Below are 15868 nucleotides of genomic sequence, written 5' to 3'. Positions count from 1 at the left end.
CAGCATCTCGTGCCCCTCCCGGAACACCGTCGCCGACACCTCGACCGTCTCACCCACCACGGCCTTCGCCGGCCACCGCCCGCACCCCACCACCGGCGCCACGTCCAGAATCGGAATGCGACCTAGCCCCGGAAAGCCGGTCATACAAGACGTTCCGGACTCGACGTGCATGTGTCACCCCTACCCGAGCGAGACTTACGAAACGTCCCATGCCCGCATAGCGGCTCCTACCGCCCTGTAGTTTTGGATAACTTTACGTGGCATTCCGATCGCGGAAAGTGAGGGACCGGACGGGCCGAAGTCCCTGCGCAGGCGGGGGTTCTCGCGGCCCCGGCGGCCCGCCGGGCGACCGATCCGGGAAGTGACGGTCCGCTGCCCGCCGTCGCGCTCACGCGATCCGAGCGCATAGCGTGGCTCTGTGTGAAGGCAATCCGACGTTTCACGGTCCGCACCGTCCTTCCCGAGCCGCTCCGGCAGCTTGAGGAGCTGGTCCTCAACCTGCGCTGGTCGTGGCACCACGAGACGCTCGATCTGTTCCGCGCCGTGGACCCCGCGCTCTGGAAGGCCGTCCACCACGACCCGGTCCGGCTGCTCGGCGAGGTCGCGCCGGAGCGGCTGGCGCGGCTGGCCGAGGACAGGCGCTTCCTGCGCCGCCTCCAGGACACCGCCGAGGACCTGCGCGAGTACCTCACCGCGCCGCGCTGGTACCAGTCGCGGGCGGACGGCCCCGCCTGCATCGCCTACTTCTCGCCCGAGTACGGCATCACCGCCGCGCTGCCGCAGTACTCCGGGGGCCTCGGCATCCTCGCCGGCGACCACCTGAAGACGGCGAGCGACCTCGGCGTCCCCATCCTCGGGGTGGGACTGCTGTACCGGCACGGCTACTTCTCCCAGTCGCTGTCGCCGGACGGCTGGCAGCTGGAGCGCTACCCGCCGATCGACCCGAACGGGCTCCCGCTGACGCTGCTCCGCGAGCGGGACGGGACGCCGGTCCGCGTCGCCATCGGGCTCCCCAAGGGGCACGACCTGCACGCGCAGGTGTGGCTCGCGCGGGTCGGGCGCGTCCCGCAGCTGCTCCTCGACTCCGACGTCGAGGACAACGACCAGGCGGCGCGCGACGTCACCGACCGGCTGTACGGGGGCGGCGGCGACCACCGGCTGCTGCAGGAGATGCTCCTCGGCATCGGCGGCGTGCGGGCGATCCGCGCCTACTGCCGCATCACCGGGCACCCCGAGCCCGAGGTGTTCCACACCAACGAGGGCCACGCCGGGTTCCTCGGCCTGGAGCGCATCCGCGAGCTGGTGTCGGAGGACGGGCTGACGTTCGACGAGGCCCTGGAGGCGACGCGGGCGGGCACGGTGTTCACCACGCACACGCCCGTCCCGGCCGGCATCGACCGGTTCCCCCGCGACCTGATCAGCCGGTACTTCGGCGGCGCGAACGAGGAGGAGCAGGCCCCCGTCGACCGGGTCCTCGCGCTCGGCAGCGAGGACTACCCGGGCGGCGACCGCACCGTGTTCAACATGGCCGTGATGGGGATGCGCCTCGCGCAGCGCGTCAACGGTGTCAGCGAGCTGCACGGCGAGGTCAGCCGCGAGATGTTCGGCGGCCTGTGGGGCGGCTTCGACACCGGCGAGGTGCCCGTCGGCTCGATCACCAACGGGGTGCACGCGGGCACCTGGGTGGCGCGCGAGGTCCTGGAGTTCACCGCCCGCGAGCTGCCGTCGGTAATGGAGACCGGGCGCGGCTGGGAGGGCGTCCGCGCCGTGTCCGAGGCGGAGATCTGGCGGATGCGCGGCCTGCTGCGGCGCCGGCTCGTGCAGGACGCGCGGCGCCGGCTCCGCGAGTCGTGGCGGCAGCGCGGCGCCAGCGCGGCCGAGGTCTCCTGGATCGACGACGCGCTCGACCCCGACGTCCTGACGATCGGGTTCGCGCGGCGCGTCCCGTCCTACAAGCGGCTCACGCTGATGATGACCGACCCCGACCGGCTCCGCTCGATCCTGCTCGACCCGGAGCGCCCCGTCCAGATCGTCATCGCCGGGAAGGCGCACCCGGCGGACGAGGGCGGCAAGCGGCTCATCCAGAAGATCGTGCGGTTCGCCGACTCCGAGGACGTCCGGCACCGCATCGTGTTCCTGCCCGACTACGACATCGCGCTCGGGCAGCTCATGGTGCAGGGCTGCGACGTGTGGATGAACAACCCGCTGCGCCCGCTGGAGGCGAGCGGCACGTCCGGGATGAAGGCGGCCCTGAACGGCGGGCTCAACCTGTCGATCCTGGACGGCTGGTGGGACGAGTGGTACGACGGCCAGAACGGCTGGGCGATCCCGTCCGCCGACGGCCTGTCCAGCCCCGACCGGCGCGACGAGCTGGAGGCCGCCGCGCTGTACGAGCTGATCGAGGACCACGTGGCCGTCACGTTCTACGACCGCGACTCGGCGGACCTGCCGCGCCGCTGGCTGGAGATGGTCAAGCACACCATCGCCACCCTCGGCCCGAAGGTGCTCGCGTCCCGGATGCTGCGCGACTACGTCGAGCGCCTCTACACCCCGGCCGCCGCGTCCGAGCAGGCCATGGTCGCCGACAAGTACGCGGGCGCCCGCGCGCTGGCGGCGTGGAAGCAGCGGGTCCGCAGGGCGTGGCCGGGGGTCGCCGTCGAGCACGTCGAGTCCAACGGGGAGGAGAGCCCGCAGGTCGGCGCCCGGCTCGCGGTGCGGGTCGTCGTGAACCTCGCCGGCCTCGACCCGGAGGATGTCGCCGTCGAGGTCGCCTACGGCCGGGTCGACGACGCCGACGCGCTCGTCGACCCGGACTACCTGCAACTGGACGAGGTGGAGCCGGCCGAGAACGGGCGGCGCCGCTACACCGGGGAGGTCCCGCTCGGGCGCAGCGGCGCGTTCGGCTACAGCGTCCGGGTGGTGCCGACCCACCCGCTCCTGTCGGGACGGGCCGAGATGGGGCTCGTCGCGCTGCCGCCCGCCCCGCAGGGCATGACGAACGGCGACCTGCGCTAGACCGCCACGCCCTCGTCCTCCTCCTCGTCGTCGGGCGGGTCGGCCGCCTGCCAGGCCGCGACGACGAGGGGGAGCAGGACGTGCGTCGCCAGCAGGGCGAACAGGATCAGGAAGACCGCCGCGCCGGGGATCTGCGACTCGCGGCCGTCGCGGTCGGCGATCATGGTCGCGACCAGCACCGCGACGAGCACGAAGGTCGTGGCCCGGTGGGCGGACGCGAACGCGCGGAGCCGCGCGACGAGCTGGCGCTCGTCCAGCTCGTGCTCCCGCTTGGAGATGAGCCCCCGGGTGACCGCGATGAGCTGGCCGGCGAGCGGGAACCCGACCACCACCAGCACGCCGAGGATCACGAAGTTGGCGATCATCGCGGTGTCGCTGGGGGCCAGCGCCCACGACACGGCGGCGTCCACCCAGAACAGGCCCAGGGTGACCGCGCCCGCCCCGGCGAGGATCCGGCGGGGCCGCCGCCGGGCGTAACGGGCGGGCAGCCGGCGCTCCAGTTCCTCGTCGAGGGCGGCGCGACGGTCCGCGCGCTTCGTCATGACGTGCCTCCGATCCTCGGGAAGGGTTTCAGGGAGAAGACGACCTCGACCGGCACCTCGAAGTACTCGGCGATGCGCAGGGCGAGGTGCAGGCTGGGGCTGTACTCGCCCCGTTCCAGGTAACCGACCGTCTGGTAGTGCACGCCCAGTGCGGCGGCCAGGTCGCGGCGGGAGACGCCGCGCTCGGCCCTGAGCACCGGGATCCTGTTGTGGACGGCCTCCTTGTCGGCGGACGCCGCGCCGGTCTTGCGGATCACGGCCCGTCCCCGCGCGCCGCCCGCACCGGTACGCGCCCCGCGCGGCCGTACCGCGTCCGCGGGTGCCGCGCCCTGACCACCGGTTCGCTCATGCGCTCCCCTTCTGTACGGGATCTCGGATCGATCGTCGTAGCTCTCTATCTGTTGATAGTAGGAGTACTACATTTCATCGCAGAGATGCAAGCGGGCGGATCCTGGCAGGATGGACATGTGCGACTAGCGAACCGACGTGACCGGCCGGTCCTGCGGCTGCCGGGCGGGCGCACGGCGGACGCGCTCCTCGCCGGCGGGTCGTTCGCGGTCCTCGCCGTGCTGTCGGTCGTGTCCACGCGGACGGGCGCCCCCACGCGGATGCCCGTCTACGGCTGGACGCTGATGGCGGCCGGGTGCGGGGCGCTGTACTTCCGCCGCGGCCATCCGGTCGCGGTCGCCGTCGTCACGCTCGTCGCCTGCGGCCTGTTCTACCCGCTGACCGAACCGGACGGCCCCCTCGTGATCACCTTCGTGATCGCGCTGTACACGGCGGCGGCCGAGGGGCATCTCGCGACGGCCGCCGTGCTCGCCGGCCTCTCGATCGCCGCGTCCGTGGAGGCCGACCGGCGCGACGACATCAACCACCTCGCGGACGCGGCGTCCTTCCTGCTCGCCGGCTGGTTCGTCGCCGTCATCGCCATCGGCGGCGTCGTCCGCAACCGGCGCGCCTACCTGCGCGAGGCCGAGGAGCGCGCCCGGGTCGCCGAGCGCGGCCGCGAGGCCGAGGCCCGCCGCCGCGCCGTCGAGGAGCGGCTGCGCATCGCCCGCGAACTGCACGACGTCCTCGGCCACAACATCTCGCTGATCAACGTGCAGGCCGCCGCCGCGCTGCACGGGCTGCGCCGCGAGCCCGAACGCGCCGAGGCCGCCCTCACCGCGATCAAGCAGGCCAGCAAGGACACGCTCCGCGAGATGCGCGCGACCCTCGGCGTCCTCCGCCGGGTCGACGAGGCGGCGCCCGTCTCTCCCGCACCCGGCCTGGCCCGCCTGGACGAGCTGACGCACGGCATCGCCGCCGCCGGCCTGGAGATCCGTACCGAGGTCGTGGGCGAGCCGCGCACCCTGCCCGCCGAGGCCGACCTGGCCGCGTACCGCATCGTCCAGGAGGCGCTCACGAACGTGGCCCGCCACTCCACCGCGTCCGCCGCCGCCGTCCGCATCGGCTACACCGACGACGGCGTGACCGTCAGCGTGGAGGACGACGGAACCCCAGCGGCCTCGCCGGCGGGCGACGGCAGCGGCATCCGCGGGATGCGCGACCGGGCCGAATCCCTGGGCGGCACCCTGGAGGCCGCCGCGGGCCCCGACGGCGGCTTCACCGTCCGGGCCCACCTCCCGCTCTGAACCGGCCGCGGGGACCGATGAGTTTCCGGACCTGACCTGGTCGATATGGCCATGACTACCGTGCAGACTCTCGAAACGCCCGAAGCCGACCTCGTCTACGACGTCCACGGCCCGCTGCCGGTCGCCGGCGGGCCGCGGCCCCTGGTGATGATCGGGCAGCCCATGGACGCCACCGGCTTCGGCACCCTCGCCTCGCACTTCGGCGACCGCACCGTGATCACCTACGACCCGCGCGGCCTCGGCCGCAGCGTCCGCAAGGACGGCCGGGACGACCACGACCCCGTCGTGCAGGCCGCCGACGTCCACGCCGTCATCGCGGCGCTCGGCGCGGGGCCGGTCGACATGTTCGCCAGCAGCGGCGGCGCGGTGACCGCCCTCGCCCTCGTGGCCGCGTACCCCGACGACGTCGCCGTCCTGGTCGCCCACGAGCCGCCGCTCATCGCGGTGCTCCCCGACGCCGAGGCCGCCGCCCGCGCCCGCGCCGGCGTCCGGGACGTGTACGAGAAGAAGGGCTGGGGCGCCGCGATGGCGGCCTTCATCGCGATGACGTCGTGGCAGGGCGAGTTCACCGACGAGTTCTTCGCCCAGCCCGCGCCGGACCCGGCCATGTTCGGGATGCCCGCCGAGGACGACGGCACCCGCGACGACCCGCTGCTCTCCGACCGGTCGTGGGCGGTCAGCGACTACCGGCCCGACGCCGCCGCCCTCGCCGCGGCGCCCACGCGCATCGTGATCGCCGTGGGCGAGGAGTCGGAGGGCACCCTCACCGCCCGCACCTCGGTGGCGGCGGCGGACCTGCTCGGCGGGAAGGCGGCGGTGTTCCCCAGCAACCACGGCGGCTTTCTCGGCGGCGAGTTCGGCCAGACCGGGCAGCCCGAAGCCTTCGCCCGCAGGCTCCGCGAGATCCTCGGCGGCGCCGGCTGACGAGGCCGCCGAGCAGAGCCGTCTTCAGCCTCGCTGGAGCCGACCGGAGCCCGGTGCCCCCGCCTAGTCGCCCTCGGCGAGGGCTTCGTAGGCGGGGGCCAGGACGTCCGTCAGCGCGCGGCGGCGGATCCTGATCGGCGGCGGCGTCGCGACCTGGAGGACGAAACCGGGCGGGACGGGCGGCGCGGGCGGCCGCTCGCGGAGCCGGGCCAGCCCGGACGGCGGCGTCCAGAACCCGGCGGCGGTGAGCGGCTCGTCCTCCATGGACAGCGGGTCGGGCTCGGTCGCGGTGGCGCGCCGCAGCGCGCCGAGCAGCTGGTCCCTGCCCCGCCCGTTCCACTGGAGGATCAGGAACGGGTCGTCGTCGAACGCCTCGGCGAGCAGGTACAGGACCGCCGCCGCGTGCTTGCACGGGTCGCCCCAGTCGGGGCAGTCGCACATCAGGTGCAGGTCGGACGCCGAGCCGGGGAAGAGGGCGAGGCCCAGTTCGGCGAACACCCACTCGATCTCGGGCGGCATCTCCCCGGCCAGGAGCCGGGCACGGAACACCGCGCGGGACGCCAGCTCCTTCTCGACGGCCCGCCAGTCGTCGGCGCCGATGGCGTCGATGGTCAGCGCCACCTCGTACGGGTCCGGCGCCGAGCCCCGCACCTTCGCGCTCACCTCGTACGGCTCGACCCTCAGGTCGAACACGTGGCCCTTGCGGGCGTAGGTGCGGCCGCGCTGGAGGCGGCCCGCGTCGGCGAACGACTCGACGAGGTCGATGAAGCGGCGCGACCACCACTGCGTCCCGATCGACCCGCGCCTGTTGCGGGCCCTGATGCCCTCGTCCATCAGTCGCTCACCGCCTCGGGGGACAGGCGCAGGACGTCGCGGAGCTCGGCGACGGAGAGCTCGGTGAGCCAGTCCTCGCCGGTGCCGACGATCGACTCGGCGAGGGCCTTCTTGCGCTCGATCATCTCGTCGACGCGCTCCTCCATCGTCCCGACGCAGATGAACTTGCGGACCTGGACGTTGCGGGTCTGCCCGATGCGGAACGCGCGGTCGGTGGCCTGGTCCTCGACGGCGGGGTTCCACCAGCGGTCGACGTGCACGACGTGGTTGGCGGCGGTCAGGGTCAGGCCCGTCCCGGCGGCCTTGAGGGAGAGCAGGAAGACCGAGGGCTCGGCGTCGTCCTGGAAGTGCCGGACGAGGTCGTCGCGCGCCTGCCTGGACGTCCCGCCGTGCAGCCACAGGACGGGACGCTCCAGGCGCGCCGCGAGGTACGGCTGGAGCATCGAGCCGAACTCGGCGTACTGGGTGAAGACGAGCGCCTTCTCGCCCCGCTCCAGGACCTCGGCGCAGATCTCCTCCAGCCGTTCGAGCTTGCCGGAGCGGCCGGGCAGCCGCGAGCCGTCCTTGAGCAGCTGCGCCGGGTGGTTGCAGACCTGCTTGAGCTTGGCCATCGTCGCGAGGACGAGCCCGCGCCGCTTCGTCTCCTCGGCCTCGGCGATCTGCTGGAGCATGTCGTCCACGGTCGCCCGGTAGAGCGACGCCTGCTCGGTCGTGAGGTTGCAGTAGACCTTGATCTCCTGCTTCTCCGGCAGGTCGGAGATGATCGACCGGTCGGTCTTGAGGCGGCGGAGGACGAACGGGCCCGTCGCCCTCTTCAGCGCCAGCGCCGCCTGCTCGTCGCCCTCCTTCTCGATCGGGATCGCGAACCGCCGCCGGAACTCGGCGCGCGGCCCGAGCAGCCCGGGGTTCGCGAACTCCATGATCGACCACAGCTCGGTGAGGTGGTTCTCGACCGGGGTGCCGGTGAGCGCGATCCGCGTGCGCGCCGGGATGCTCCGCACCGCCCTGGCCTGTCGCGTCCCGCTGTTCTTGAGCGCCTGCGCCTCGTCGCAGATCACCCGTCGCCATTCGATCGGCGCGAGCGTCTCCGCGTCGCGCGCGGCCGTCCCGTAGGTGGTCAGGACGAGGTCGGCGCCCGCGACGGCCTCGGCCAGCTCCTCGCCGCGATGCCGCCCCGTCCCGTGGTGGACGTACACGCGCAGCTTGGGGGTGAACCGCGCCGCCTCCCGCTGCCAGTTCCCCACCAGCGACATCGGCAGGATCGCGAGCGTCGGGGCGGGGCGGGCGCCGCCCTCCCGCTCGTGGACGAGCAGTGACAGCACCGAGACCGTCTTGCCCAAGCCCATGTCGTCCGCGAGCAGGGCGCCGAGGCCGAGGCCGTCCATGAAGGCCAGCCAGGCGAGGCCGCGCTCCTGGTAGGGGCGGAGCTGGGCGTCCAGCTCGTCCGGGGTGCGCATGGGGGTGAGGCGGCGGTCGGCCTCGCCCGACAGCAGGTCGCCGAGGGGGCCGCGCGCGTCGACCCCGGTGAGGGGGAGGTCCTCGTCGCCGGCGTGGACGATCGCGCGGATCGCCTCGGCGGCGGTCATGCGGCCGCGGCGCGGGTTGCGGAGGAAGTCGAGGGCCGCCTCCAGCTGCCGCTCGTCGAGCTCGACCCACTGGCCGCGCAGCCGGACGAGGGGCGTCTTCAGGCGGGCGAGTTCCTCCAGTTCGGCCTCGTCGATGCTCGCGTCGCCGATGGCCAGGTCCCAGCGGAAGTCGACCATGGCCTTGAGGTCGAAGCCCGACGGCGCGGCCGACCCGGACGACGCCTCCGGGTCGTCGCCGCCGGTCGTCAGCTTCATGCCGAGCTTCGCCTTGCCGGCCCACTGGGGGAGCAGCACGCCGAAGCCGGCGGCGGCGAGCATCGGCGCGGCCTGGCGCAGGAAGCGGAACGCGCCCGCCGTGTCGAGGACCAGTTCGCGCGGGGACGGGCCGTCGAGGGCCGGGGCCATGTCGGGGAAGAGGCGCAGCGCGCGGCCGAGCCCGGCGAGGAGCGTCTCCTCCGCGTCGGGGACCGAGGCGGCCTCGCCGCCCCAGACCATGGCCGCCGGGACGTAGAGGCTCGGGTCGTCGGTGCCCTGGAGGGCGAACTCGACCCGCCAGGCGTCGTCCCGCGGCTCCACCGCGTCGCCGGCCTCTCCGGCGTCGCCGAACTCCTCGGCGCCCGGCTCGGCGAGGCGGAAGCAGACGCGCAGCGGGCCGGACGGGCGGCGCGCGGCGGCGGCCCACGCGTCCAGCTCGGCGATCAGGTCGGCGGGGTCGTCGCGGGGTTCGCGGGCGACGGCGGCGGACGGCCCGGTCAGCGCCAGCACCCAGCGTTCGGCGAGCGGCAGCCGGTCGGGCTCCTTGCGCCGCGACACCAGCAGCGGATGCGGCACGACGCCGCGCACGGCGGTGTCGACCAGCGCGGACAGCGCCTCGCGCAGGACGCCCGCCGCCGGGCGCCCGCCGTCGGCGGCGCGGCAGGCGGCCGGCATGGCCCGCGCCAGGGCGCGGAAGCGCGCCGGGTCGTCGATCACCGGGCGCCAGCGCGCCACGAGGTCGCCGTCCTCGCGCAGGAGGGCGGGCAGGACGTGCCCGCGCGAGGCGAGGTGCACGGCCTCCTCGGCCAGCAGGCACAGGAACCGCAGGTCGGTGCCGGGGACGACGTCGGCGCCGTGCTCGGCGGCCTGGAGCAGCGCCATCGCGGGGAACGGTTCGAGGACCAGCGCCGGAACCCGCCACGGACGCAGCCCGGGCTCCTCCGACACCGGCTCGGGGCCCAGCTCGGCCGAGGGCAGCGGGTGGTCGCCGATCGTGGGCAGCGACATCGCCAGCTCGACGCGGAACGCCGTCCGGACGAGCGGCTCGTAGGACGTCCCGCCGAAGTCGCAGGTCGCGAACGGGTGGACGTCCGCGGAGGGCTCGTACGCGCCGGTGCGCTCGGCCCACAGGCAGAGCGCACCGCCATGCCAGGTGGCGTGGGCGACGAGCATGGTCCCCGAAGCTACCAGCAGCCTCCGACATCACCGGTCGTCACAGCCGTCGCCCGAACCGGCGGGCGCCACTCACGCACGGCGGCCCTCTGGTTAGGCTCGGGACGTCCGCCACCGAGTTTGCACAGGAGGGTCGCCGTGGGCGAGTTCGTACGGGTCGAGGTCGAGGACGGGGTCGCGACGATCAGGCTGGACCGCCCGAAGATGAACGCCCTGAACGCGCAGATGCAGCGCGAGCTGATCGACGCGGCCCGGCAGGTCACCCAGGACGACGCGGTGGGCGCGGTCGTCCTGTACGGCGGGGAGAGGGTGTTCGCGGCCGGCGCGGACATCAAGGAGATGGCCCCGATGTCCTACGCGCAGATGTCGGCGGGCCACTCGCGCCTCCTGCAGGACTTCGCCAAGGCGCTCGCCGCGATCCCGAAGCCGGTCATCGCCGCGATCACCGGCTACGCGCTCGGCGGCGGCCTGGAGGTGGCGCTGACCGCCGACTTCCGCGTCGCGGGCGAGGGCGCGAAGGTGGGGCAGCCGGAGATCCAGCTCGGCATCATCCCCGGTGCGGGCGGCACGCAGCGGCTGTCCCGGCTGGTCGGCCCGGCCAAGGCGAAGGACCTGATCTTCTCTGGGCGGCACGTCGAGGCCGACGAGGCCCTCGCGATCGGCCTGGTCGACCGGGTCGTCCCGGACGCCGACGTCTACACCGCCGCCAGGGAGTGGGCCGCGACGTTCGCGGGCGGCCCCGCGATCGCGCTGCGCGCCGCCAAGCAGGCCATCGACAGCGGCCTGGAGGTCGACCTCGACACGGGCCTGGAGATCGAGCGGACGCAGTTCGCGGCCCTGTTCGCCACCGAGGACCAGGCCAACGGCATGAAGAGCTTCATGGAGGAGGGCCCGGGCAAGGCGAAGTTCAGCGGCCGCTGAACGCCCGCTCCCGCCCGTCGGGGACGTGCGGAGCCAGGCCGTCGCCGTGATGAATGACGGTTAAACCGTTATTTGTGTTTTTGGGTGTGCTGCCGGGGTTCACGGGGGCCGGCCGCTAGCATCTCCCGCCATGCGACACGCGTACCGAACCGCGCTCGTGACGGGCGCGTCCAGCGGGATCGGGGAGAGTTTCGCCCGCCTGCTGGCCGGCCGCGGCACCGACCTGGTGATCGTGGCGCGCCGGGCCGACCTGCTGGACGGGCTCGCCCGCGAGCTGGTCGAGCGGTACCGGGTCGCCGTCGAGGTGGTGGCCGCCGACCTCACCGACCCCGCGCAGCGCGCCGAGGTGGAGGGCCGGCTGCGCGCCGAGCCGGTCGAGCTGCTGGTGAACAACGCCGGGTACGGCGCGTTCGGAGCGTTCGCGGACCTGCCGCTGGACGACCACCTCGCGCAGATCGAACTGAACGTGACCGCGCTGGTGCGGCTCACGCACGCCGCCCTGCCCGGGATGGTCGCGCGCGGCCGGGGCGGGGTGCTGAACGTCGCGTCGATGGCCGGGTTCGCCCCGTCCCCGGGCAGTGCCACCTACGGGGCGAGCAAGGCGTACGTGGCGTCGTTCTCGGAGAGCCTGCACTCGGAGGTCGCGGGCCGCGGCGTCCACGTGACGGCGCTGTGCCCCGGCTTCACCCGGACGGAGGACGAGCGGCCCGGCGCGCACGGCCCCGCCGACCTGCTGTGGCTGCGGCGCGACGACGTGGCCCGCGCCGGGCTGGACGCGGTCGCCGCCGGACGCGCGCTGTGCGTCCCCGGCATGCAGTACAAGGCGGCGCTCCCGGCGCTGAAGCTCGTCCCGAGGCCGCTGCTCAGGGCCGCCGTGAACCGCATGTGGCACCAGGCCGCCGACACGCGGTGACGACGCGCGGTGACAAGACGTCACGCGTTCTTGCTCAGGTCTACAAAAGACCCCGGGCCTTGATTGTCGCGCGGGCGACTTGACGGGGGTCACGGTGAGTGGCGACGATCGAACCTACGCTTGAGTAAGTTGTGTAGGGCCTGCTGGGCGCCCCGATCGAGCCGCGGTCGCGGCGGCACGTCCGGCAAGACCACGTCGTCCAGCGAAGGAAACCCATGTCCGTGACCCCCGAAGAGAAGTTCCAGACCGGTCTCATGCTCGACCTCGAGCCGGTGGTCGAGACGGAGCTGAACCGGCACCTGTCGATGGCCAAGGAGTGGTTCCCGCACCAGTACGTCCCGTGGAGCGAGGGCCGCGACTTCGACGGGCCCCTGGACGGCGAGCCCTGGTCGATCGAGCAGTCGAAGGTCACCCCGGAGGCGCGCGAGTCGCTCATCGTCAACCTGCTCACCGAGGACAACCTTCCCGGCTACCACCGCGCCATCGCGACCGTCTTCGGCCGCGAGGGCGCCTGGGGCACCTGGGTCAACCGCTGGACGGCCGAGGAGAACCGGCACGGCATCGCCCTGCGCGACTACCTCACCGTGACCCGCGCGGTCGACCCGGTCGCCCTCGAGCGCGCCCGCATGCACCACATGGAGGCCGGCTACGAGGCCGACCACGGCGACTCGTTCCTGCACGGCACGGCCTACGTGTCGTTCCAGGAGCTCGCCACCCGCGTGTCGCACCGCAACACCGGCAAGGCGTCCGGCGAACCCGTCTGCGAGCAGATGATGGCCCGCATCGCCGCCGACGAGAACCTCCACATGATCTTCTACCGGAACCTGCTGGGCGCCGCGCTGGAGGCCGCGCCGAACGAGACGATGCGGGCGATCACCGACGTCGTCACGACGTTCCACATGCCCGGCCACAGCATCGACGGCTTCCTCCGCAAGTCCGTCATCATCGCCAACGCCGGCATCTACGACCTGCGGCTGCACCACGACGACGTCCTCGTCCCGGTGCTGCGCAAGTGGGGCGTGTTCGACCGCACCGACCTGTCCGGCGACGGCGAGAAGGCCCGCGAGGAGCTCTCCGAGTTCCTGGAGCAGCTCGACGCGTCCGCCACCAAGTTCGAGACCCGCCGCGAGGAGCGCCGCGCCCGCCAGGCCGCGCGCCAGGGCTGACCGCGGAGGCCCGCTCAGGGGAACGCGACCCCCATTTCCGGCGTCAAAGGGGACATGGGGAAACATCGGCGACTGGGCGGGTATCGGTTGCTGGACGAGATCGGCCGGGGGAGCACCGCCGTGGTGTACCTCGCCATGGACTCCCATGGCCGCGAGGTCGCCGTCAAGGAGCTGGTCCCGGAGCTCACGGGGGTGCCGGAGGCGATCGACCGGCTGGCGCGCGAGATGCGGGCGCAGGCGCGGGTGCGCAGCGCCTACGTCGCGGGCCTGCTGGACGGGGCGATCACGGCGGAGCGGCCGCACGTGGTCATGCAGTACGTGCCGGGCTGCCCGCTGAACGACCTGATCCCGGCCTACGGGCCGCTGCGCGGCGACCGGCTCGTCCGGTTCGCGCGGCGGCTGGCGCTCGCGCTCGGGGACGTCCACGACGCGGGCGTCCTGCACCGCGACGTGTCGCCCGGCAACGTCATCGTGCTGGGCGACCGGCCGACCCTGATCGACTTCGGGATCGCGCACGAGTCCGGCGCCGAGCAGATCACCCGGCGCGGCATGGTCGTCGGGACGCCCGCCTACCTCGCCCCCGAGCTGATCGAGGGGGAGCGCGCCACCACCGCGTCGGACGTGTTCTCCTGGGCGTCGACCGTCGCGTACGCGGCGACGGGCCGCCCGCCGTTCGGGCGGGGCTCGCTGCACGGGGTGTGCTTCCGCATCCTGCGCGGCGAGGCCGACCTGGAGGGCGTCCCTGAGCGGCTGGCCGGGCTGCTGCGCGCGGCGCTGCGGCGCGATCCGGCGGCACGGCCGCCCGCCCGCTGGTTCGCCGGGGCCCTCTCCCCGGTGCCGGGAGGCGCGGGGGGCCGTCCCTCCGCGGGGGCGGCGGCCTGATGCGGATTAGATCTTCCGGGCCGGATGGGCGAGGGTAGGGTTTCGGAAACGATGAAGGGAGCCGTCACGTCCGGGGACCGAATCGGCCACTACAGCGTCCAGCAGACCCTGGGAGAGGGGGGCATGGGCGTCGTCTACCTCGGCGCCGACCCCGAGGGGCGCAACGTGGCCATCAAGGTGCTGCGGCCCGCGGTCGCGGGCGACGCCACGGCGCGTCGCCGGCTGGCCCGCGAGGTCGACTCGATGCGCAGGGTGCACAGCCCGCACGTCGCGGAGATCCTCGACGCCGACGTGACGGCCGACCAGCCCTACATCGTGACCCAGTACGTGCCCGGCCGCACGCTCGAAGAGGTCGTCGAGGACGCCGGGCCCATCTACGGGCCGGGGCTGCAGCGGCTCGGGGTGGGGCTCGCGTCCGCGCTGTCGGCGATCCACGGCGCCGGGATCGTGCACCGCGACATGAAGCCCGGCAACGTGATGCTGGTGGACGGCGAGCCCGTCGTGATCGACTTCGGCATCGCGCAGGCCGCCGACGCGACCCGGCTCACCGCGACCGGGATGGTCATCGGCACGCCCGGCTACCTCGCCCCGGAGATCATCGAGGGCGAGGACGCGGGCCCGCCGTCGGACGTGCACGCCTGGGCGGGCACGGTCGCCTACGCCGCCACGGGCCGGCCGCCGTTCGGCTCCGGCACCTTCGAGTCGATCTTCTACAAGATCATGCAGGGCGCGCCGGACCTGGAGGGCGTGCCGGACGCGCTGCTGCCCGTGCTGCGGTCGGCGATGGCGCGGCACCCGGCCGAGCGTCCCACCGCGGTCAACCTGGTGCAGCTCACCCGGCGGATCCACCTCGAAGCGACGATCACCGACCAGACCCGCGTCGACCACCACTACCCGGGGCCGGGCGCGGGAGCGGCGGCCGCCGCGGGCGCCGCCGCCGGCACGTCGCTGGACGAGCCGGCCCCCGACCACTCCCGGCTGTTCTCCATGCCGCCGGCCGGTCCGCGGGACTCCCGGTCCGGGGACGTCCCGGCGCGGCCCACCGCCCCCGGCGGGACGGCCGTCCCGACGCCCGCGCCCGTCCCGGCGCAGCCCCGCGACTTCGTCGGCCAGCTGCCGCCGGCGGCTCCGCCGCCGCCACCGCCGGGCCCGCCGCCGCCCGCGCGGTTCAAGGCGGGCGAGCAGTTCGGGCAGCGCGGCCACGTCCCGGCCGACCCCTACGCCCAGGGCGGATACCCGCCGCCGTACGGCCCGCCGCCGAACCAGCCGCCACCGGGCGCGCTCCAGCGCGGCCCGTACGACCCGCAGCAGCAGCCCGCGCAGGACGCGCAGCGGCGCGTCGCCGACCAGGCCCGCGCCGACCGCGAGCGCGCCGACCGTGACCGCGCCGACCGTGACCGCCGCAAGCCCTACGGCTGGTACCGGGTCCTCAGCTTCATCGTCCTCGTGGCGCTGCTCGGGTTCGCCAACATCGCGCCGCTGCTCGCCCTCGGCGTCACCATCGCGGGCGTGTTCGTGCTGCGGGCGGGGGACAAGGCCGCCAAGGGCATGGAGGGCCGCCAGACCCGGCGCGGCCCGCGTTCCGGCGACGCCGTCGCCGCCGCGTTCCGGACGCCGCTGCACCTGCCGGCCGCGCTGATGTCCACGGTCCTGTGGACGTCGCTCAGCCTGATCGCGGGGCTGATCATGCTCGGCGTGCTGATCTTCGCGCAGTCCGACATGACCGCCTCGAACGCGATCGCGTACTCGTCCATGGCGGTGATCGGGCTGCTGTGCCTCGCGCCGGGCAGCGGCGCGCCGCGCCGGCAGCTCGCCCGCGTCTGGGGCGCGCTGCTGCCGCGCGCGGGGGCCGCCCTCGCCGCCGCCCTGATCCTCGGGATCTTCGCGGGCGTGCTGGTGAGCCTGTCGCAGCGGCAGCCGCCCGACACGACCCCGCTGGACGGGATGAGCCAGAGCCTTGAGGGGCTGCGGAGCGACGTCCGCGACCTCGTGTCCGGCATCCCCGGCATGTGAGCGGGTCCGT

Annotated in this window: 13 protein-coding genes; 8 read left to right on the top strand and 5 right to left on the bottom strand. The window is 73.9% G+C overall.

Going from position 1 to position 15868, the window contains the following annotated elements:
• Window positions 1-144: maltotransferase domain-containing protein (locus SM611_RS11855; RefSeq protein ID WP_371949498.1), on the bottom strand; the 144-nt coding region annotated here is incomplete at its 3' end.
• 276 nt (window positions 145-420) lie between these two features.
• Here SM611_RS11855 and glgP point away from each other — a divergent pair.
• The gene (gene glgP / locus SM611_RS11850; RefSeq protein WP_371949469.1) at window positions 421-3015 is read left to right on the top strand and encodes an alpha-glucan family phosphorylase; all 2595 of its coding nucleotides are present in this window, start codon (window positions 421-423) and stop codon (window positions 3013-3015) included.
• Here glgP and SM611_RS11845 read toward each other — a convergent pair.
• Together SM611_RS11845 and SM611_RS11840 are read right to left on the bottom strand one after the other, a co-directional pair.
• Window positions 3012-3557: a hypothetical protein gene (locus tag SM611_RS11845; protein ID WP_371949468.1), complete on the bottom strand. Its 546-nt coding sequence runs from the start codon at window positions 3555-3557 to the stop codon at window positions 3012-3014. The genes glgP and SM611_RS11845 overlap by 4 nt on opposite strands.
• Window positions 3554-3814: a helix-turn-helix transcriptional regulator gene (locus SM611_RS11840; protein ID WP_371949466.1), complete on the bottom strand. Its 261-nt coding sequence runs from the start codon at window positions 3812-3814 to the stop codon at window positions 3554-3556. The genes SM611_RS11845 and SM611_RS11840 overlap by 4 nt, the downstream gene beginning before the upstream one ends.
• A gap of 210 nt (window positions 3815-4024) precedes the next feature.
• On the opposite strand from SM611_RS11840, the gene SM611_RS11835 reads away from it, so the two are divergent.
• Together SM611_RS11835 and SM611_RS11830 are read left to right on the top strand one after the other, a co-directional pair.
• On the top strand, window positions 4025-5191 hold the full coding sequence (locus SM611_RS11835; protein ID WP_371949465.1) for a sensor histidine kinase: 1167 nt from the start codon (window positions 4025-4027) through the stop codon (window positions 5189-5191).
• A 51-nt stretch (window positions 5192-5242) separates the two neighbouring features.
• Window positions 5243-6115 (top strand): alpha/beta fold hydrolase, encoded by an 873-nt coding sequence (locus SM611_RS11830; RefSeq protein ID WP_371949464.1) that lies wholly within the window; start codon window positions 5243-5245, stop codon window positions 6113-6115.
• Window positions 6116-6178: 63 nt separating this feature from the next.
• On the opposite strand, the gene SM611_RS11825 is transcribed toward SM611_RS11830, so the two are convergent.
• Window positions 6179-6949 carry an SWIM zinc finger family protein gene (locus SM611_RS11825; protein ID WP_371949462.1) on the bottom strand — a complete coding sequence of 257 codons (771 nt, stop codon included), beginning with the start codon at window positions 6947-6949 and terminating at the stop codon, window positions 6179-6181.
• Complete coding sequence (locus SM611_RS11820) at window positions 6949-9963, bottom strand: DEAD/DEAH box helicase (RefSeq protein ID WP_371949461.1); 3015 nt, start codon at window positions 9961-9963, stop codon at window positions 6949-6951. Before SM611_RS11820 ends, SM611_RS11825 begins: the two co-directional genes overlap by 1 nt.
• 138 nt (window positions 9964-10101) lie before the next feature.
• Between SM611_RS11820 and SM611_RS11815 the strand changes: the two genes are divergently transcribed.
• The 5 genes from SM611_RS11815 to SM611_RS11795 all read left to right on the top strand — a co-directional run bounded on the left by SM611_RS11815 (window position 10102) and on the right by SM611_RS11795 (window position 15858).
• Window positions 10102-10884 (top strand): enoyl-CoA hydratase/isomerase family protein, encoded by a 783-nt coding sequence (locus SM611_RS11815; protein WP_371949460.1) that lies wholly within the window; start codon window positions 10102-10104, stop codon window positions 10882-10884.
• A gap of 130 nt (window positions 10885-11014) precedes the next feature.
• On the top strand, window positions 11015-11797 hold the full coding sequence (locus SM611_RS11810) for an SDR family NAD(P)-dependent oxidoreductase (RefSeq protein WP_371949459.1): 783 nt from the start codon (window positions 11015-11017) through the stop codon (window positions 11795-11797).
• 215 nt (window positions 11798-12012) lie between these two features.
• A complete protein-coding gene (locus SM611_RS11805; RefSeq protein ID WP_371949458.1) occupies window positions 12013-12963 on the top strand; it encodes an acyl-ACP desaturase in 951 nt (316 codons plus the stop codon).
• 54 nt (window positions 12964-13017) lie between these two features.
• A complete protein-coding gene (locus SM611_RS11800; protein ID WP_371949456.1) occupies window positions 13018-13845 on the top strand; it encodes a serine/threonine-protein kinase in 828 nt (275 codons plus the stop codon).
• Window positions 13846-13896: 51 nt separating this feature from the next.
• Complete coding sequence (locus tag SM611_RS11795) at window positions 13897-15858, top strand: serine/threonine-protein kinase (protein ID WP_371949455.1); 1962 nt, start codon at window positions 13897-13899, stop codon at window positions 15856-15858.
• Window positions 15859-15868: the final 10 nt, after the last annotated feature.

Origin of the sequence: Actinomadura monticuli, assembly GCF_041463655.1 — a bacterium.
GTDB classification, from domain to species: Bacteria; Actinomycetota; Actinomycetes; order Streptosporangiales; family Streptosporangiaceae; genus Spirillospora; species Spirillospora monticuli.
Note: the sequence above shows the minus strand (reverse complement) of the source record. Positions and strands in the feature narration are given on the sequence as shown.

Coding starts and splice junctions, on each gene's coding strand:
- SM611_RS11810 (WP_371949459.1), top strand. CDS start 11,015: ATGCGACACGCGTACCGAACCGCGCTCGTGACGGGCGCGTCCAGCGGG.
- SM611_RS11795 (WP_371949455.1), top strand. CDS start 13,897: ATGAAGGGAGCCGTCACGTCCGGGGACCGAATCGGCCACTACAGCGTC.
- SM611_RS11845 (WP_371949468.1), bottom strand. CDS start 3,557: ATGACGAAGCGCGCGGACCGTCGCGCCGCCCTCGACGAGGAACTGGAG.
- SM611_RS11820 (WP_371949461.1), bottom strand. CDS start 9,963: ATGCTCGTCGCCCACGCCACCTGGCATGGCGGTGCGCTCTGCCTGTGG.
- SM611_RS11830 (WP_371949464.1), top strand. CDS start 5,243: ATGACTACCGTGCAGACTCTCGAAACGCCCGAAGCCGACCTCGTCTAC.
- SM611_RS11805 (WP_371949458.1), top strand. CDS start 12,013: ATGTCCGTGACCCCCGAAGAGAAGTTCCAGACCGGTCTCATGCTCGAC.
- SM611_RS11800 (WP_371949456.1), top strand. CDS start 13,018: ATGGGGAAACATCGGCGACTGGGCGGGTATCGGTTGCTGGACGAGATC.
- SM611_RS11825 (WP_371949462.1), bottom strand. CDS start 6,949: ATGGACGAGGGCATCAGGGCCCGCAACAGGCGCGGGTCGATCGGGACG.